18 protein-coding genes and 2 pseudogenes are annotated in these 18,184 nt (G+C 41.3%); 18 read left to right on the forward strand and 2 right to left on the reverse strand.

All coding sequences use genetic code 11. The features are described from left to right. The first annotated feature begins 15 nt into the window (after positions 1-15). From J2Z37_RS17810 to J2Z37_RS17890, 17 genes and pseudogenes are all read left to right on the forward strand, one after another. The gene (locus J2Z37_RS17810; RefSeq protein WP_209811653.1) at positions 16-228 is read left to right on the forward strand and encodes a hypothetical protein; all 213 of its coding nucleotides are present in this window, start codon (positions 16-18) and stop codon (positions 226-228) included. 141 nt (positions 229-369) lie between these two features. Then, positions 370-1,983 carry a PucR family transcriptional regulator gene (locus J2Z37_RS17815; RefSeq protein ID WP_209811654.1) on the forward strand — a complete coding sequence of 538 codons (1,614 nt, stop codon included), beginning with the start codon at positions 370-372 and terminating at the stop codon, positions 1,981-1,983. 202 nt (positions 1,984-2,185) lie between these two features. Further along, positions 2,186-3,310 (forward strand): amidohydrolase family protein, encoded by a 1,125-nt coding sequence (locus J2Z37_RS17820; protein WP_209811655.1) that lies wholly within the window; start codon positions 2,186-2,188, stop codon positions 3,308-3,310. Between the two features lie 4 nt (positions 3,311-3,314). Beyond that, the gene (locus J2Z37_RS17825) at positions 3,315-3,686 is read left to right on the forward strand and encodes a Rieske (2Fe-2S) protein (protein WP_209811656.1); all 372 of its coding nucleotides are present in this window, start codon (positions 3,315-3,317) and stop codon (positions 3,684-3,686) included. A 69-nt stretch (positions 3,687-3,755) separates the two neighbouring features. Further along, a complete protein-coding gene (locus tag J2Z37_RS17830; protein ID WP_209811657.1) occupies positions 3,756-4,811 on the forward strand; it encodes a TRAP transporter substrate-binding protein in 1,056 nt (351 codons plus the stop codon). Between the two features lie 111 nt (positions 4,812-4,922). Continuing rightward, on the forward strand, positions 4,923-5,999 hold the full coding sequence (locus tag J2Z37_RS17835; RefSeq protein WP_209811658.1) for a TRAP transporter substrate-binding protein: 1,077 nt from the start codon (positions 4,923-4,925) through the stop codon (positions 5,997-5,999). Positions 6,000-6,091: 92 nt separating this feature from the next. Next, the gene (locus J2Z37_RS17840) at positions 6,092-6,511 is read left to right on the forward strand and encodes an oxidoreductase (RefSeq protein ID WP_209811659.1); all 420 of its coding nucleotides are present in this window, start codon (positions 6,092-6,094) and stop codon (positions 6,509-6,511) included. Positions 6,512-7,668: 1,157 nt separating this feature from the next. Then, positions 7,669-8,811 (forward strand): acyl-CoA dehydrogenase family protein, encoded by a 1,143-nt coding sequence (locus tag J2Z37_RS17845; protein WP_209811660.1) that lies wholly within the window; start codon positions 7,669-7,671, stop codon positions 8,809-8,811. Positions 8,812-8,823: 12 nt separating this feature from the next. Continuing rightward, positions 8,824-8,995, forward strand: a pseudogene (locus tag J2Z37_RS26155) (FAD-binding protein); the annotation flags it as partial. A gap of 46 nt (positions 8,996-9,041) precedes the next feature. Further along, complete coding sequence (locus J2Z37_RS17855) at positions 9,042-11,102, forward strand: heterodisulfide reductase-related iron-sulfur binding cluster (RefSeq protein WP_209811661.1); 2,061 nt, start codon at positions 9,042-9,044, stop codon at positions 11,100-11,102. Between the two features lie 388 nt (positions 11,103-11,490). Further along, on the forward strand, positions 11,491-11,910 hold the full coding sequence (locus J2Z37_RS17860) for an RrF2 family transcriptional regulator (protein ID WP_209811662.1): 420 nt from the start codon (positions 11,491-11,493) through the stop codon (positions 11,908-11,910). A 100-nt stretch (positions 11,911-12,010) separates the two neighbouring features. Continuing rightward, complete coding sequence (locus J2Z37_RS17865) at positions 12,011-12,406, forward strand: IDEAL domain-containing protein (RefSeq protein ID WP_245203899.1); 396 nt, start codon at positions 12,011-12,013, stop codon at positions 12,404-12,406. A gap of 24 nt (positions 12,407-12,430) precedes the next feature. Then, a complete protein-coding gene (gene trxA / locus J2Z37_RS17870; RefSeq protein WP_209811664.1) occupies positions 12,431-12,745 on the forward strand; it encodes a thioredoxin in 315 nt (104 codons plus the stop codon). An 80-nt stretch (positions 12,746-12,825) separates the two neighbouring features. Then, positions 12,826-13,947, forward strand: a complete 1,122-nt coding sequence (gene mnmA, locus J2Z37_RS17875; RefSeq protein ID WP_209811718.1) for a tRNA 2-thiouridine(34) synthase MnmA — start codon at positions 12,826-12,828, stop codon at positions 13,945-13,947. A 131-nt stretch (positions 13,948-14,078) separates the two neighbouring features. Continuing rightward, a complete protein-coding gene (locus J2Z37_RS17880; protein ID WP_209811665.1) occupies positions 14,079-15,101 on the forward strand; it encodes an NADH:flavin oxidoreductase/NADH oxidase in 1,023 nt (340 codons plus the stop codon). A gap of 303 nt (positions 15,102-15,404) precedes the next feature. Continuing rightward, complete coding sequence (locus J2Z37_RS17885) at positions 15,405-15,587, forward strand: tyrosine-type recombinase/integrase (protein WP_342453852.1); 183 nt, start codon at positions 15,405-15,407, stop codon at positions 15,585-15,587. 95 nt (positions 15,588-15,682) lie between these two features. Further along, a complete protein-coding gene (locus J2Z37_RS17890) occupies positions 15,683-16,147 on the forward strand; it encodes a CBO0543 family protein (RefSeq protein WP_209811666.1) in 465 nt (154 codons plus the stop codon). A gap of 316 nt (positions 16,148-16,463) precedes the next feature. Here J2Z37_RS17890 and J2Z37_RS17895 read toward each other — a convergent pair whose 3' ends face one another. Continuing rightward, on the reverse strand, positions 16,464-17,435 hold the full coding sequence (locus J2Z37_RS17895) for a sensor histidine kinase (RefSeq protein WP_209811667.1): 972 nt from the start codon (positions 17,433-17,435) through the stop codon (positions 16,464-16,466). 42 nt (positions 17,436-17,477) lie between these two features. Between J2Z37_RS17895 and J2Z37_RS17900 the strand changes: the two genes are divergently transcribed. Beyond that, a complete protein-coding gene (locus J2Z37_RS17900; protein ID WP_209811668.1) occupies positions 17,478-17,741 on the forward strand; it encodes a hypothetical protein in 264 nt (87 codons plus the stop codon). A 48-nt stretch (positions 17,742-17,789) separates the two neighbouring features. Here J2Z37_RS17900 and J2Z37_RS26160 read toward each other — a convergent pair. Beyond that, positions 17,790-17,993: pseudogene (locus J2Z37_RS26160) on the reverse strand (IS110 family RNA-guided transposase); the annotation flags it as partial. Positions 17,994-18,184 lie beyond the last annotated feature (191 nt).

Genomic DNA, 18,184 nt, shown 5'->3' on the forward strand with positions numbered 1-18,184 from the left:
ATTATATGAAAACCTTTGAAGAATTTGGTCTTCCCTCGCTGCAAAGAATCATCTTACGAGTGGTCTGCTACTAAAGAAAAACAACGTATTTTGGTTGTAGGTGGCGTCCTGGGAGTAATGACAGCTGCTTATATGTTAGTAGACCGTGGACACGAGGTCATTCTATGTGAGCATTCAGAAAAGCTTGGAGGTTCACCATGGAGGGCAATGCATGCTCCTTTAGAATGAAACACAGGTATTGGTTTAGAAACGCTTCATAATTTCGTTTATGCAGATTACTACTATATTTAATTAAAAAAGCAAGGGTCGGTCAGAAATTGAAAGGGAGATAAGGTGCAATGAACCCTTACAGGAGGTGAATTCTTACGATTGCTACAAGTAATGGAGTTGGTAGAATTAGAATCTTTTACTATGTGTGCTAATCTTATTGCCGGAAGAGAAGGGCTGAGAAACGAGATCGGTCATGTCACCATCATGGAAGTCCCGGATTTTCACCAATGGGTCAACGAAGATGAGTTCGTGCTGAGCAACTTCTTTTCAATAAAAGATGATCTAAATCTTCAAATAGAGACGATCCGCGCGTTATCTCGGAAAGGTATTGCCGCACTGGCTATCAAAGAGAAACGATTTCTCCAATCGATTCATCCATCATTGCTTGAAGTCGCTGACGAACTACAATTACCACTTTTCTCTATAGATAAAGATGTCAAGTTCCGTGATATCATTCGTATTATTTCAGAAGAATTGATTGATCGGAAAAATGAATCCTACCGACAAACAATCGCGTTTCAAGATAAGATCATGGCCCTATCAATGAAGGGATCCTCACCCGAAAGGCTGTGTCTTGAAATCCAACGTTATGTTGGCTATGACTGTGCAATACTATCCCCTGACCGGAGGCTGATCGCCGGAAAAGTAACAAATTCGCAAGGAAAAGAAATCCCTTCTGTCATCGGCGAACAGGTTGCCGATCTTGATGCTGTATTGAACGACATGGCCATCAATCACGATCTAGTGGATCACTCATCCATAGAATTTTACCAAAATTCTTATCTGATTGCAGGTTGTTACGTGAAGGGAAAGCTTATCAGCTATCTCGTATTCTCTGCCGTGCGAAGTTGGGGGTTCCGCGAAAGTCTCTTGACGAAATATGCGGCAAATGCGGTTGGCATGAATCAGCTGGAATCGCACCTGCAAGACCAGCTGGAAAAGAAAATGCTTGTTTCATTTGTGGAGGAAATCATACTTGAAGGAATGGAAGAAGAGGTTCTTTGCGAAAAAGCAAGTTTTTTAGGGTGGAAAATTTTGGATGAATATCAGGTTGTGATCATTAAAGCCATTGAAGAAGCTTTTTCTCCTCCAGATGCTTGTCAATCGTTGATGAATCGTTTAGCAAGGCGTATCCAAGCTTTTTTTCCATCTGCTTTGCCTGTAGCTAGAAAAAATGAATTAGTTATTTTGGTATCCTTGCCCCATAATTCGGCATGGTGCGATCAGGCCCATCACGAGGCTAAACTAAAGGAATTTCTTTCCTTGCACTATTCCTATGTTTCTTTGGAAAAACAAGTCCGGATCGGCATAGGAAGTATTTTTGGAGAGGCCAAATCGATTCCAATAAGCTATAAGCAAGCCAATACACTTGTTCAGTATGCAGTCAATAAGAAAGGCGTACTGTGGTATGCAACAGATCATCTCCTAGAGCTATTTTTATTGCATTCGAAAGAACAGACGGAACGAAAACAAATACGTCAACAGGTTGTTGACAGCCTAGTCCGCTACGATCGAGAAAACGGAACGGAGCTTTTCGAAACATTAAAGGCCTATTTGGTCAGTGACTCGCTTGAAAGCGCGGCAGAATCGCTGTTCATCCATCCCAATACCTTGCGCAATCGGCTGGCAAAAGTGACGGAGGTCACAGGGATGAATCCTCAGCGACCGTCAGGCAGAATGGTGTTGTTCGTTGCCTTGATCGAGAATATATAGAGAGATAAATTCCCGTGATAACCAATGTAGAAAAGGACAGTCAATCTGCAAAAATGGTGGAAAAAGTTACATCTTGGGTGATTCGATGAATTGCTATAATATCCTAAACAGAAAATTTAAACAATCAAATAAGCTTGGTTTACGCTAAGAAGCGGCTATTTAAGATTTCCTGTAAGAGGAAACCAAAAAGGAGTGAAGACAGTTGGAAGCAACTGAGATTAAGCAACGCGAGAAAAGAACAAAAATGAAACGGAGTATTATTGATGTCGACATTCATCACAAAACAGAGCTCGAAGACATAAAGCCTTATTTACCTCGGGCCTATCGTGATCAGATTGATTTATGGGGATGGAGGCTCCCGGGCTCATTATGGTTAAACGGCGGAGTAAAGGTAGGTCAGATGGCTGACTCTACCCCTCCTGATGGAAGCTTTCCCGGAAGCAACCTTGAATTCATGAGAAAGCAATTATTGGATCCCTACAATATTGAATATGGGGTATTAACCGGAACGGAGTACTTTTGCCAGGCTTCACCCGATGCTGATTATGCCGCAGCCTTATGTTCTGCCATTAACGATTTTACATGCGACCATTGGCTAGCGAATGAAAGCCGGCTGAAAGGATCTGTCTTCATTCCAAAACAAGATCCATTGCTGTCAGCAAAGGAGATTCGCCGTATCGGCTCACATCCGGATATGGTCCAAGTTATTGTGGCTAGCGGTGCAGAAAAGCCTTACGGAAACCGTTTCTATCACCCGATTTATGAAGCTTGTGTGGAGCAGGATCTGCCTTTCACCATTCATGTCTTGCTGGAAGGGCTGGGTATCAATGCGCCTAACACTGGTGCAGGCTATGTGTCCTACTACCCAGAGTATCGAGCTTGCAGACCCCAAGTAATGGCCGCGCACCTTGCTAGCTTCATCTATGAAGGAGTGTTTGAAAAGTTTCCAACCTTGAAGGTTGTTCTGCAAGAGGCTGGAGTGTTCTGGCTTGCGCCGTTCTTATGGAAAATGGATGAGGATTGGAAAGCGCTTCGCTTCCAAACGCCATGGGTAAAGAAAAAACCAAGTGAGTATTTCTTCAGCAATGTAAGAGTATCGTCCCAACCGCTTGAGCCTACACCAAACATGGAGATCTTCCGTCAATTGATGAACGCGGTGAATGCCAGTGAAACCGTAATGTTTTGCAGTGATTACCCTCATTGGGATTTTGATTCTCCGCTGATGGCCTTTCCTAAGCTGGAAGATGATTTGTGGGAGCGAGTCTTCTATCAAAATGCGGCTGAGTTATATGGACTGCCAGCAAGAAAAGCCCAGAAGGAGGAATAAAATAATGACCCGCTTTTTTGTTGGAAAAGCATCCGAGATTCCTGAAGGAGAGAAAAAAATAATAGAAGCAAACGGACGTAGCATAGGTGTGTATCATGTGGGGGACCAGTTTTATGCTATCCGCAACACCTGTCCGCACCAGGGGGCTGAACTTTGCAGAGGGATTACGACCGCTCTTATTACCTCTACGAGGCCGGGCGTGTTTGAGTATGAGCATGAGGGTGAAATCGTACGATGCCCTTGGCATCAATGGGAATTTGACGTCAAGACTGGATGCATGATCGTCGATCCGAAAATGAGAACGAAGAGTTATGAAGTGACAGTGGAACGATACAATGTCTCCATCGAAGATAATCACTTATACGTTCACCTATAAGATAAAAGGTCAAATCCGAATTTTCCTTTCAGAAAATATTGATTATAGAGAAGGGTTGGTGTTTTCATGATGAAAAAACTAATAGGTTCAGGCGTAGCAACAGTGCTTGCTTTAAGTGCTATCTTGACCGGATGCGGCGGCACCAACCCAGCAAGCCAAGCCACGACGAATCCTGTTCCTGCTAGCGAAGCAACAGCCAAACCAGCTGATGAAAAACCAATCGAGTTGAAGATGGGTCATGTGCTTTCCCCAGACAGTCACTTTCATGCATTAGCAACAAAGTTTGCGAAGCTTGCGGCGCAGAAGTCAAACGGGGCAATAAAAATCACGATTTTCCCTCAGTCACAGTTAGGAGGGGACGTAAGAATGATCCAGTCTATGCGCACAGGTATACAGGGATTATCCATCACCGCCTCGTCGATCCTGGTCAATACAATTCCGGAATACATGATTTTTGATCTGCCTTACTTATTTGACAGTATCGATCAAGGCAATGAGGTGCTCAGTGGTCCTGTTGGCAAAAAATACCTGGATATGCTTGAAAAGCATGATCTTGTTGGATTAGGCTTCCTAAGCGTATTAGAGCGCAACGTATTCTCCAACAAAGCTATTCAATCAGCTGATGACATCAACTCCCTAAAACTCAGGATTATGCAAGCACCTGGTCATGTAAAATCCTATGAGGCACTGGGCGCACAGCCGACACCCATGGCTTATTCCGAAGTTTACATGTCCTTGCAGCAAGGAGTTATAGATGGAGGGGATACCACCCCTGACCAGTTCATTATGGACAAATTTATGGAAGTCGCAAAGAACTATAACTTGACAAAGGTTCATTACTTGCCGCTCGTACTGACCATGTCCAAGGTAGTCTGGGATCAGATGAGTCCGAACCAGCAAAAAATCCTTCAAGAAGCAGCTGATGAAGCCTTGGCATACCAAATCGATTATTACAAAAACGAGTATGCGAGATCTATTGAAGCCATTAAGCAAGCAGGGGTTTCGGTGGTTGAATCAGATGTAGAAGATCTGAAGAAGAAAGCAATTACATCCTACGATGCCATTTTAAAGGACATTCCTAACGGAAAACAACTTTTAGAAGAGATTCAAGCTGCCAAGAAATAATTTGTCAGAAGTAAGAGAATCCAGGGAGGTACCCACGGATCAGCTAGTTTTTCACCTATTAAATAGCACATGATCTTAGTCGGTTTGTCATTTTAAAAGGAGAGATGTGGTATGAAAAAGAAACGGTTAGTCAGCGGATTAACTGTTGCATTGGCACTTGGAACGTTCTTGACTGGATGTGGCAGCAGTACGAATACGGGTTCAAATTCACAGGCATCTAACGGTAATAGTAACAGTAAGGAATCTTCCTCTAATCCTTTTTCTGAAAGCGATGACAAACCCGTTGAATTAAAGTTAGGACATGTGCTTTCTCCTGAAAGTCATTATCAGGCGATGGCAAATAAGCTGGCAGAGCTGGCAGCAGAAAAGTCTAACGGGACCATTAAAATTACTATTTTCCCTCAGTCCCAGTTAGGTGGGGAAGTGAAAATGATTCAATCCGCCCGTACCGGTACGTTGGGAATGTTCATTACGGCCCAAGCCCCGTTGGTCAATACAATTCCAGAGTATGGTGTATTTGACCTACCGTATTTGTTTGATAGTGTCGATCAAGCAAACGAAGTACTAGCCGGACCCGTAGGAGATAAATTTCTTGATATGCTGCCGCAGCATGGTATGGTTGGACTCGGGTGGCTCACAGCACTTGAACGTAACGTATTTTCTTCTAAATCAATCCGTTCAGTTGAAGATATGAGTTCTTTAAAGGTTCGAGTCATGCAGGCTCCAGGTTATGTAAAAGCCTATGAGGCTTTAGGCGCCGTACCTACTCCAATGGCTTATTCCGAAGTTTACTTATCTTTGCAGCAAGGAGTCGTTGATGGAGGGGATACGACACCAGACCAATTTATTATGGACAAATTTATAGAAGTGGCAAAGTATTATAACTTGACGAAGGTTCATAATTTACCATTGCTTTTAATAGCCTCTAAAGCTCAATGGGACCAGTTGAGCCCGAATCAGCAAAAGGCACTGCAGGAAGCCGCTGATGAAGCTTTAGCGTTCAATATTGAATATTATAAAAAGGAGTACACGGATTCCTTAGAAAAAATCAAACAAGCTGGCGTTGAAGTGGTTGAAACTAACGTATCTAGTTTGAAAGAGCAGACCATGAAAGCATACGATGCGATATTGAAAGATATTCCTGATGGGCAAAAGAACCTAGAGGAAATTGAAGCGGCGAAGAAGTAATGGGGGACTACCTGGGATCTCATGATGAAACTTGGGATCCTAAATTTTCTATACCCAAAACATCATGTTAATGAAAAAGGGGAAGAAAATAGATGGAATTATTAGAACCGATTCGTCTACGTGGCCTTGAAGTACGAAATCGCATCGTGATGGCGTCGATGACTACACGTTTTGCTGGAAACAAAGGGGAAGTGACAGATGAGCTCATTGAATATTATGCAGCTAGAACACGTGGAGGTGTCGCTATGATTACCGTTGAGCTGGGTTCACCTCATCCATCTGGTCGGCACAGGAGACGGGAAATCGGAATATATAGTGATGAGTTTTTGCCGGGACTAACGATACTGGCTAGCAAAATAAAAGAACTTGGAGCACGTGCATCAATCCAAATTGGACACGGGGGTAGCCGTGCTAGACCAGACGTCACCGGTTATCCTGCAGTTGCACCATCCAATGTCCCCCAAGACGTTCCTGTGGATGGCAATATCCAATCCGTCCATCTACGTCTATGATTAAGGAGATCGGTGAACTGATAGAAATACATGCTTCCAGAATCCTTGAGAATGAAAAACGCCAGTTTTGACACTGTTGAATTTAAGGATTTATGACTATCTGATCGCACAATTTCTATCCCCTTTGGAGAATATTGTAAAGATGAGTACGGTGGTAACCTGCAGGGTCCGTTTTGCGTTGGAAATTGTGAGGAAGTGCAGGGAAGTTATTGGTGATATGCTGCTTATATTTAGAATCAAATAGAGATGAGTTTGATGAAACTAACTTAGAGCTTTAAAAATGGGAACTTAAATGATTCATTCAATAATAGTTATTTAGAATGTCAAGCCACAGTCCCTTGAGAGATTGTGGCCTGACATCAAACATACGGCATACCCTGATGGTTTTTATTTAACCGGATTATGTTCAAGGGAAAAAGAGTTAAAACATTAACATAGATTTTTGGGCATAAATATCCAAAGGGGTCAGAGAGGACTTATGTATTCTGCCACCTTGGATCATTGATAAAAATGAACCATTTAGGAATGGTACAATAATAAACTAATGAATAAAAAAGATTATAAAGAATCACAAAAATACTAGACAAACAAGATGAGTTATCTGTATACTTTTATATATTAAAAAAGAATACATATTCATATATTTCATTTGTTTTTATGGTTAATAGATTGATTGTAATCGTTTGCAATTTTTTCAACCAAAAACTTGAAAAGGTAGACTTATTTATTGCGATTACCTACTAATTTTTATTGTTAAAAGTCTAAAAAATAAAGATAAACCAAGAAAATGAACTATATGAAAAAATATACATTGTAAACGATTGCAATATAATCAGATTCAGTCATGTGCCTGTTTGACTATTTTTTTATCCTTATTTGCATCACTCGCATTCTTTCAAATATCTTTCGCTTTTTAAAAGGAATTTTTAAAAAAGATAAATGATTTCAAGCAGGGTAGGACGATATATGTTTGAGTCGGAGGCTAATGAAGAAGGACTTAAAAAGACTTTATAATAAGTGCTTTTATTGTAAACGTTTACGATAATTTTTTCATAGGAGGGCCTCTAAATGAAGTTTTCTTTAAGGCATAAGTTGCTAAAGAGGGATTTAATGTATTCTTTCAAATAAAAAACTAAAAAAGTAGGCAGGTGCTAAGGATGATTATTTTAACAGAAGAGCAAGAAATGATCCGGAAAATGGTACGAGAGTTTGCAGAAGAAGAGATTGCTCCGATTTCTGAAGAATTATGGGAGAATCAACACTTTCCTTACGAATTTTGGCGTAAAGCTGGAGAGCTAGGTTTAATTGGTTTGCCTTATGAGGAGAAATATGGTGGTTCTGGTGGGGATTGGTTATCCTTTGTGATCGTATTAGAGGAGCTAGCCCGCATCGATTGTGCGGTTGCCAACTCAATTATGGCTAATTCCTCCGCTGCAAGTTTGCTTTCCAACTTTGGAAACGAACAACAAAAAGAACAATTTCTGCGTCCTATTCTGACTGCAGAAAAAATTGGCGCCATCGGATTAACGGAAGCCAATGCAGGTTCTGATGCAACTGCATTAAAAACCCATGCTGTGCTAGATGGTGACGAATGGGTGATTAATGGATCAAAGATTTTTATCAGTAATTCAGACAATGAAAAGACAGGACCTGTCATTATTGCTGCGGTCACCGGCAAAAAAGAGAATGGTAAAAATGAAATTTCCAATTTTATTGTACCAAATGGTACACCTGGATTTACGTATGGAAGAAAGCTAAAGAAAATAGGCTGGCGTGCATCAAGCACAGGGGAATTATTTTTTGAGAATTGCCGGATTCCAAAGGAAAATCTGTTGGGACAACGAGGAGCAGGAATGAGACAAACGTTATCTACCATTGGCACAGGGCGTATTCTGATCGCTGCGCTGGGTTTGGGGATTCTCCAAGGTTCATTGGATCGTTCTGTTGCCTACCTGCATGAACGGACCGCATTTGGCAAGCCTCTAAGTGATTATCAAGCGCTACAGTTTAAAGTTGCAGATATGGCTACACATGCTCATGCGGCACGACTTATGATCTATCAGGCAGCCTCTCTTAAGGATGTTGGGAAACCTTTTGAACAAGAATCTTCGATGGCTAAGCTTTTTACAACAGAAAAAGCTATGGAGGCATCACACCAGGCGATTCAAATTCATGGCGGTTATGGAATTATGAGTGAATATGCCGTATCTCGCGCTTTCGGGGATGCAAAGGTATTAGAAATCGTAGAGGGTACTTCAGAAATTCAGCGCATGATTATCTCGCGCCATCTACTTAAATAAATAAGGTCAGATACACCGGCTTTATATATTGCATGTGGGATATCTGGGGCAATACAACATTTGGCAGGAATATCTAGCTCCAAAGTGATTATAGCGATTAATGGATTCTGAATTTTGTTGAGGGTTTATTCAAATGGTGCCTTTATTAATTGAAGAATTTAAGAAAGTTCTTGTTGAAGCGTAATCAGAAAATGATAGATACAAGATTCTTTATAAGGGTGTGAGAGAACATGCTGGCATTTTTAAATTTTATAGCATTTCTATTGGTAACAGGCTATGCCATTTATCTAGTTTCCAACGTGGTTTACAGCCGTATTACCTTCATTAGGCTAGGAAAGAAATCCAATTTGAAAGAAGATACTCAGCAGCGCATTAGCGAAGTTATGGTCAATGTGTTTGGGCAAAAGAAGCTCTTCAAAGACCCAAAAAGCGGATTGATGCATGTAGTGATGTTTTACGGCTTCATCATTCTCCAATTTGGAGCTATTGAACTCATTCTCAAAGGTTTATTCAAAGGATTTGAATATCCGATAGGTACGGCCCATCACTTTTTTAGCTTAACCCAAGAAATTACGACCCTTCTTGTATTTCTTGCCACGGCATACGCGTTTTACCGTCGTTATGTAGAAAAGCTTGGACGATTGAAGCGCGGCTGGAAAGCGGGTCTTGTCATTATGTTTTTGTCTACGTTAATGCTATCGATTCTATTATCCTTGGCGTTCGAGCATCTGTGGCTAGGTGAACCAGGCGATACGGTATATGCACCGATCTCGACTTTACTTGCAGTCTTGTTTAGTGGAATCAGCACCACGGCAGCTGGCGTCTTATTTTATATCTTTTGGTGGATCCATCTGCTTACCCTACTTTGCTTTGCAGTTTACGTTCCACAGTCCAAGCACGCACATTTAATTTTTGCGCCCATAAACGTTTTCCTGCGGGATACCAAACCCGTCGGAAAGCTTACCTCCATTAACTTCGAGGATGAATCGCAAGAAAGTTATGGCGCGGGGAAAATTGAAGATTTTCGCCAGAACCAACTCGTCGACCTCTATGCTTGTGTGGAGTGTGGACGGTGCACGAACATGTGCCCTGCGTCAGGAACAGGAAAAACGTTGTCACCAATGGATCTGATCGTGAAGATGAGAAACCATTTAACCGAAAAGGGAGCGTCGATTACCTCCCGCACACCGTGGATGCCGGGCTTTGTATTCGGTAATAAAGCCAACGAGATAGCTGCCGCTGCTTCTGGTTCATCTGAAGTGGCGGCCACCGCACAGTATGATGTCAACCTGATTGGTGGTGTCATTACCGAAGAGGAAATCTGGGCATGTACAACCTGCCGCAATTGTGAAGACCAATGCCCGGTGGCCAACGAGCACGTGGAAAAGATCATCGATATGCGGCGCTACCTTGTGTTGACCGAAGGAAGCATGCCTTCAGAAGCTGCCCGTTACTTCCAAAACATTGAGCGTCAAAGCAATCCATGGGGGATTAACCGCAAAGAGCGTATCAAGTGGCGTGAAGGCCGGGAGGATATCCAAGTGCCAACCGTCAAGGAAACAGAAGAGTTTGACTATCTTTTGTGGGTCGGATCGATGGGATCCTTTGACAACCGCAGTCAAAAAATTGTCCAATCCTTTGCGAAAATTTTAAATGTAGCTAACGTCAAATTTGCCATCCTTGGTAACGATGAACGAAACTCAGGAGATACCGCGCGCCGGTTAGGAAACGAGTTTTTATTCCAGCAATTGTGCCAAGAGAACATCGAAAACTTCCAAAAGTATGAGGTCAAAAAGATTGTTACGATCGATCCTCACGCATACAATACTTTTAAACATGAGTATCCCGAATTTGGCTTAGAGGCTGAGGTTTATCACCATACTGAAATCATTTATCAGTTGATTCAAGAAGGGCGTATTAAACCAACCAAGGAAGTCAAAGAAGCCATTGCTTATCATGATTCTTGTTATATCGGCCGTTACAACGACATTTATGACATTCCGAGAAAAATTTTAAAATCGATCCCAGGTGTCAGCGTGCTCGAAATGGATCGTAACCGCGAAGATGCTCTATGCTGTGGAGCTGGCGGCGGGATGATGTGGCTGGAAGAAACGCATGGGAAGCGAATCAATATTGAAAGGACAGAGCAAGCCTTAAAGCTTAGCCCATCAACGATCGGAAGTAATTGTCCGTACTGCTTAACGATGATGAGCGATGGTACAAAGGCAAAGGAAGTTGAAGACCTAGTCAAAACGTTAGACATTGCAGAAATTGTGGAACGTTCGCTTTAGCCAATTATTAACTATAACCTAATAGACGATTGGATACTTCGTATTTTTCATACAGCACATAGCCAAACAATGACAGAAACCCCAATTCAATTTAAGAATTGGGGTCTTCTTTTACCAGGTGAATATTCGGTCCAGGGGTGACCAAATTAAAAAAGGGAGACCGTGTCATGGCTTGGTTAAACACTTCATTTTACTTCTTTGGACCTCATTGTAGATGGATAAATAAAAGGAGTTAGAGACGCGCATCAAAAAAGAGGTGTCACATGCTAAAGGAAAAAATAAATTCGGTTCGACCCCTGTTTATGACCTTCATTAATATAAAGTATTTGACATTTGTATCTGTATCATTTATGATTACAGTATCCTTCTTGAGGAGGAACAGGCTAACGTGAACAGCGAATTCACCATTGCAGTACACAGTTTAGTATTCTTAGCTTATCTGCCTGAGCATATGGCCAGCAGTGATGTGATTGCCAAGAATGTTTCTACAAATCCAGCAAGAATCAGAAAAGTGATGAGTTGCTTGCGTAAAGGCGGCTTTGTAAAGACCAAAGAGGGCATTGGTGGCGGCTATATCCTGAACGGTGACCCACAGGAAATCACCTTAGCCCAAATTTACCGTACCGTAGCGTGTGGAACGATTAAACCACACTGGTGTACAGGGGATCCAGAACAGAATTGTATGATCTCATCGAATCTTCAGTCTGTCATGGATGATATTTTTAATGAAGCGGATTTGTATTTTGAACAATATTTAAACCGAATTACTCTAAGCTTCGTGTTGGAAAGGATAAAACAGAATAAATAAATTCTGTTTTATTTCTCTATAATGTAATTTTTTTTATTACAGATATTTTCTAGGTGAACTTTAACATTTTTTGTAACATTATGTGCCGAGGTGAATGATAATGACAGGAAATAAGCAACACTTCGCAATCGGAGACTGGATTAAAGGAAAATCAAAAAATGGAGAGTTAATCCGCGGTTTTGTAGAAGCTTCAGATTATATAGAGGGTTGGGTAAAGATAAAGGTCGTTACCTGCGATAATGAAGAGACCGTAGGTAGAACAGTACAAACCTTAACGAAATGGGTTGAGAAATTGCCTGAATCAACACGGAATGAGGAACAAATACTGCAAATGGTTGACTTGGCTTTGCTAACCCGCGACGAATCATGGTTTTTAGAGCTCTCTTTCGAATTAAATCAATTGAGACAGGGTAGAAGTGATAATCGTAAAAAATACAAATTAAGTCCGATCCTGAAAAATCGATGGAGAAGATTAGAGATTAGTGAAGAATTCTAAAACGAACTAATGGAGGAATCAAGAATGGCTATTCTAGAAGTAAACGATCGTACATTTCAAACGGAAATATATTCTGGTACGGTATTAGTTGACTTTTGGGCTCATTGGTGTGGACCTTGCAAAATGATCGCCCCTGTATTGGAGGAAATCGATCAAGAAATGGGAGATCAGATCAAGATTGCAAAATTAAATGTCGATGAAAATCCGGAAACCACAGCACAATTTGGAGTCATGAGCATTCCTACTTTGTTATTAATAAAAGAGGGAGAAGTAGTCGAAAAAATAGTGGGGTTCCAACCTAAGGAACTATTGTTAAACACTATTAACCGCCACTTGTAGGATAGGATCTATTTATGCATTAATTGTAACAAAAAAAGTTACACAAAAATGACCATAAAGAAGGTGAGATCAGCGTGACGATGGGAAACCAGAGGCAAGTCCGGGTAGTTGTAGGCATGTCCGGTGGGGTGGATTCATCCGTAGCGGCTTATTTATTAAAACAACAGGGATACGATGTAATTGGAGTGTTTATGAAAAATTGGGATGACACCGATGAATTTGGTTATTGCACCGCTGATCAAGATTATGAAGATGTTCGACGAGTGAGTGATCAAATTGGCATCCCTTATTACACGGTGAATTTTGAACGTGAATATTGGGATCGGGTGTTCACTTATTTTATTAAAGAATATGAGCTGGGTAGAACGCCGAACCCTGATGTTCTATGTAATAAAGAAATCAAATTCAAAGCATTCTTAGAGCGAGCTATGCAATTGGGTGCAGACTATGTGGCCACCGGTCATTATGCCCAAGTAGAAGAAAGGGAAGGGCAATACTTTCTAAAACGTGGAGCAGACCAAGGAAAAGATCAAACTTACTTTCTTCATTTGTTAGGTCAAAATGAGCTTTCCAAGATCCTATTCCCCATTGGGCATTTGAATAAATCCCAGGTAAGGGAGATCGCCAATGAAGTGGGTCTAACCACTGCATCAAAAAAAGATAGTACAGGAATTTGCTTTATCGGTGAACGCAATTTTAAACAGTTTCTAGGAACCTATTTGCCAGCAAAACCTGGAGACATCAGAACCTTAAATGACGAGGTAGTAGGTACCCATGACGGGCTGATGTACTATACGTTAGGACAAAGACGTGGCATGGGGGTCGGTACGAAGGGAACAGGTGAGCCTTGGTATGTAGCGGATAAAGATCTTGAGAGGAATATCCTCTACGTGGTTCAGGGCGGATCCCACCCTGCCTTGCAGTCAGAAGGACTAATGGCTAGCGGTGTGAACTGGATATCGGGAGAAGAGGTCGGGTCGGTTTTTACCTGTACAGCGAAATTCCGTTATCGTCAGCCAGACCAAACCGTCACCGTCTTTGTTCGTGATGAACAGTGGGTGGATGTATTTTTTGACGAACCGCAAATTGCGATAACACCAGGTCAGTCTGTTGTTTTCTATCAAGATAATGTTTGTCTCGGTGGAGGAACCATTGATCATGTCTATAGGAATAGAGATAAAGAAAGCAGAGCAACAGCATAAGGGCGGGCAACTGCCCTTTCTTTATAGTAAGCGAATGTTGGACTTCTCATAAATTTGGTCCTATTTGCACAATGATACATAAGTAATTCTAATGTATCTTTACTTTATAAAAATCAGAGGTGTTTAATTTGATGAGTCTGTTATTTTCTCCTTTTTCCATAAAAGGTCTACAATTGCAAAATCGAGTTGTAATGGCTCCTATGTGTCAGTATTCAGTAGAAGCGATGGACGGGACTCCGAATGAATGGCACTATGTGCATTATATGAGCCGCGCTGTTGGTGGAGTAGGATTAATGATCATGGAAATGACGGATGTGGAACCAGATGGTCGAATTACGAATCATGATCTTGGGTTATGGTCAGATGAACAGATTCCTGCCTTTGCCAAGATTATTAACGGAGTTCACCAGTACGGTACAAAAATTGGGATCCAAATCGCTCATGCGGGCCGCAAGGCAGAGGATGCAGAGACACCTGTTGCACCCTCAGCCATTCGATTCCCTTCGGATGGGTATAAGGAGCCTCGTGAATTGTCAACCGACGAAGTGAAAGATATGATTCAACTTTTTGCGGATGCCGCAGGCCGTGCCGTGAAAGCTGGGGTAGATTTGATTGAGATCCATGGTGCACACGGGTATCTGATTCACCAATTCCAATCCCCACTAACTAATCATAGGAAGGATACCTATGGACAGCACTTAGAAAAGTTCGGTGTAGAGGTGATCGAAGCCGTAAAGAAACAAATACCTTCCGATATGCCGCTTATCTTTAGGATATCCGCTGTGGAATATGCAGATGGTGGGTATGATTTGGATCATGCCATCCAGCTTTGCCACGCATACAAGGAAGCAGGAGTGGATTTGTTCCACGTAAGTTCTGGAGGAGAAGGGCAAGCGGGGCAAAGAAAACCAGGAAATTATCCAGGCTACCAAGTTCCGTTCGCTCGTGCCATTCGCGAGTCCCTTTCCATCCCGGTCATTGCCGTTGGTAGGTTAGAGGATCCGGCTCTGGCAGAGTCTGTCGTTGCTAATGGAGATGCAGATCTGATCGCGATCGCTCGTGGATTATTGCGCGATCCTTACTGGGCCATCCACGCGGCACGTCAACTGGGGACTGAAGTGAAAGTACCTAAGCAATACATCCGAGCTTTTTGATACAATATGGGGTAGCCGTCAAAATATAGCACTTTCCTAATGAAGGAAAGTGCCTTTTTTTATATCGTATCAATGAATAGCATCCCAAGCCGACATTGAAAGAATTTGCAGGGGTCTAAATTGAGATATTAAACGAAAGGGAAAGATACTTCATTTAACCTGTAAAATCCTCACTCGTGAAATAGGTGATTTGGAACTATAATACGTCACCTTACCATTGTTAAAAGAATATCTAGCTAAACAGTCTGAACGTAAGAGAACAACCCAAATCATAGGCTGTCGATCCCGACCCTCCGTAACTCTGTGAAATTGATTGAACCCGGTGGAAGGATTCCTGTCAATGTTTATGCTTGCCAGCTACTCGATAACGGAGCACCATTAGATTTCATTCAGGGGATGTTGGGGCATGAAAAAGCCTCAACAACTCAAATTTATGCTCAATTACGGGGAGAGCGTCAAAGAGAGCTATATAAACGATTTTTCTAGGAGCCTAAAGGCTCCTTTACTGTGCTAAGGGACAGTTATCTTGGTTAACATTGGACAAAATAATAAATGAAAATTACTGGAAAGGACATTGTGTTATGTCAGTTGAGCGCACTATTTTGATTGTGGCATGGATTTTAATAATTCTTGCCCTTTTATTGTTGGTTCCAAGGAAAAAATTCCGCGAAGCACAATTAGCATTTCTAATTAAACAGATGATTACTTGGTCAGGAGCTATGTTTGTGGTTGAGAAGGGGTGGATTCAATTTCCTGTACGTGAAATTTCCTCATATGGTTCGAGTTTTACTTATGATTTTTTTGTACACCCCGCTCTTTGTGCAATTTTTATTGCTCATTACCCTGAAAAAAGAAGCATTCTTAATAAATTAGGGTACTACGCCCTGTTCTGCTCTGGAATGACATTAATAGAGGTAATGGTTGAAAAGAATACCAACTTAATCAAGTACACAGGTTGGACTTGGTATTGGACTTGGATTGGTTTATTCATTACTTTCGTCATATCACGTTTGTATGTCCGTTGGTACTGTAAGTTAATCCACTAATGAGGAATACAATAAGTCTAAATTTCTGCGGTTATATAAGTAACTGAGATCAAGAGTTGAATAGACGAAAGATGGGCTTTAATTCGAAGGAAGCCCTTTATTGTGCTATTGGGTAGCGCAATATATTTATTGGATAGGAGAGTGGCAATTATTGAGAAAAGGCGCTCTCCGTACTCAAGAAAAACGCCAGATTGTTGAATAATTCTATAATTATTTATGAAACGGTTCACTGCTAGTTTAAGGGTAAAGCAAAATATTTCTTAGAAAGGGGATCTAGACAAAAGGAATAGTTAATCTGGATTGCCAAATAAGGCTTTCAAGTATAAGAATAGAAAGAACTGTTTGCCAAGGGTATCCGGCCACTTAGGAGTGCACCACCGTCTGAATGGTTAGCTGCGGCAAGGTCACCTCCGTGTTGCGTAATGATTCTCTTTGATATCGTCATTCCCAGCCCCACTCCGCCAGTTAAACGATTTCTCGATGCTTCACCACGATATAATGTTTCAAAAACTCGTTTAAGCTCATCTGAAGAGAAACCCTCACCTGTATCTTTAATGGTAAAGGTCACATTGTTGCCATTCTTATAGCATTCTACAAAAATCTCCCCATGGCAGGGTGTATGTCTGATTGCATTATCCAATAAGTTGTTCATGGCTCGCTCCAATAAGTGCGAATCACCAATGACTACACAGTCCTCACCAAGTTGGTACACAATGATCGATATATGCTTCTGATGAGCTAGCAGACTAACACTGTCAATTGACTTCTGTATAACAATTGAAAGGTCTACCGTATTTTCTTTGAATTCCATCTCAAATAATTCTGTCTTTGTAAATGTGAAAAGGTCCTCTACAAGTCGGTCCAATTGTGCAGACTTTTCCTTACAAACCTGCAGATACTTTATTTGTTTTTCAGGTGAATCAGCAATACCTTGCTCTAAACCTTCCAAATAGCCCCGTAAGGCAAATAATGGTGTCCGTAAATCATGCACAACTGCAGCAATCACAAATCTTCGTCGATCTTCCAATTCTACCTGTTTCTGAAAAGATTTTTTTAAACTATCCACCATCGCATGAAAACCGTCATGGACTTCAGCGATTTCTGAAATTTTTGAGGAAGGTAACTGGATATCCAAATCTCCTTCTGCAATCTGCCTAACACTTGCGCTCATTTTCTCCAAAGGAATGAGAATATATCTTCGAATTGCATGGGCTACAATCAAAAAGGCCAAGAGTAGACCAGTAATTAATTTAATTTTAGGAAGCTTCCTTTCTTTACCTTTTATCATTCATACCATTTTTTCTTGTACGGGAAATGACCAGGAGGATGGATGAGCTTTGGTTATTCATCCTATCCTTCAATCTTATGGGCAGGGATTGCAATCGTGCTGCTTGTTGGCGGCACGATTGGAATGATGCATAGAAATCTAAAAAGGATTATTCTTTCAAAGTACCCTGAGAAATTACCTTTTTTTATTGATCATGGCTGCTGTCTTGATTATGACGAATCGCAGTTTATTTTCCTAGGTATCAATGGAGGAAGAGAAAATGAAAAAAATCATTCGAATAGCCATTGTAATTATCCCAATAATTGATTATAAAAAAATCATATTTAAATTGAATCATTCTAGTTCAAAGCTTAGGTCTAGGACGGATGAAATCTCAAACTCCACTTTTTGAAGCTGCTTATCGGCAAGATCGTATTCTTCGAGGAGTTGCTGTAAATGGAGTTTGTATGCATTGAGAGCCTGCTTTGGACCGACACTTCTTTTAGCTAAGTCAATGAGAAGTTGAGCTTTCCGTATACCTGCGTGCCTCTTAACATATTTTTTCCACCCTTCGATTATTGGGGGAATACAGATTTAACTTTTTGGCTATTTATTCCGGTGATTTTACATTGTTCCAATGTTATTTACTCCAACATGAAAAACGCACACTAAGACATATATTATGGACGCTAAAAAGACGATTCTCCTTCCCTAAGGTAGGAAGAACCTTCTTTGTTGTCTATTTAGCTATAGATTCCCGTAGGGAAATT

Source organism: Ammoniphilus resinae, from assembly GCF_017873965.1.
GTDB classification, from domain to species: domain Bacteria; phylum Bacillota; class Bacilli; order Aneurinibacillales; family RAOX-1; genus Ammoniphilus_A; species Ammoniphilus_A resinae.

Coding starts and splice junctions, on each gene's coding strand:
- J2Z37_RS17845 (WP_209811660.1), top strand. CDS start 7,669: ATGATTATTTTAACAGAAGAGCAAGAAATGATCCGGAAAATGGTACGA.
- J2Z37_RS17825 (WP_209811656.1), top strand. CDS start 3,315: ATGACCCGCTTTTTTGTTGGAAAAGCATCCGAGATTCCTGAAGGAGAG.
- J2Z37_RS17895 (WP_209811667.1), bottom strand. CDS start 17,435: ATGATAAAAGGTAAAGAAAGGAAGCTTCCTAAAATTAAATTAATTACT.
- J2Z37_RS17835 (WP_209811658.1), top strand. CDS start 4,923: ATGAAAAAGAAACGGTTAGTCAGCGGATTAACTGTTGCATTGGCACTT.
- J2Z37_RS17855 (WP_209811661.1), top strand. CDS start 9,042: ATGCTGGCATTTTTAAATTTTATAGCATTTCTATTGGTAACAGGCTAT.
- J2Z37_RS17880 (WP_209811665.1), top strand. CDS start 14,079: ATGAGTCTGTTATTTTCTCCTTTTTCCATAAAAGGTCTACAATTGCAA.
- J2Z37_RS17865 (WP_245203899.1), top strand. CDS start 12,011: ATGACAGGAAATAAGCAACACTTCGCAATCGGAGACTGGATTAAAGGA.
- mnmA (WP_209811718.1), top strand. CDS start 12,826: ATGGGAAACCAGAGGCAAGTCCGGGTAGTTGTAGGCATGTCCGGTGGG.
- J2Z37_RS17830 (WP_209811657.1), top strand. CDS start 3,756: ATGAAAAAACTAATAGGTTCAGGCGTAGCAACAGTGCTTGCTTTAAGT.
- J2Z37_RS17900 (WP_209811668.1), top strand. CDS start 17,478: ATGAGCTTTGGTTATTCATCCTATCCTTCAATCTTATGGGCAGGGATT.
- J2Z37_RS17890 (WP_209811666.1), top strand. CDS start 15,683: ATGTCAGTTGAGCGCACTATTTTGATTGTGGCATGGATTTTAATAATT.
- trxA (WP_209811664.1), top strand. CDS start 12,431: ATGGCTATTCTAGAAGTAAACGATCGTACATTTCAAACGGAAATATAT.
- J2Z37_RS17840 (WP_209811659.1), top strand. CDS start 6,092: ATGGAATTATTAGAACCGATTCGTCTACGTGGCCTTGAAGTACGAAAT.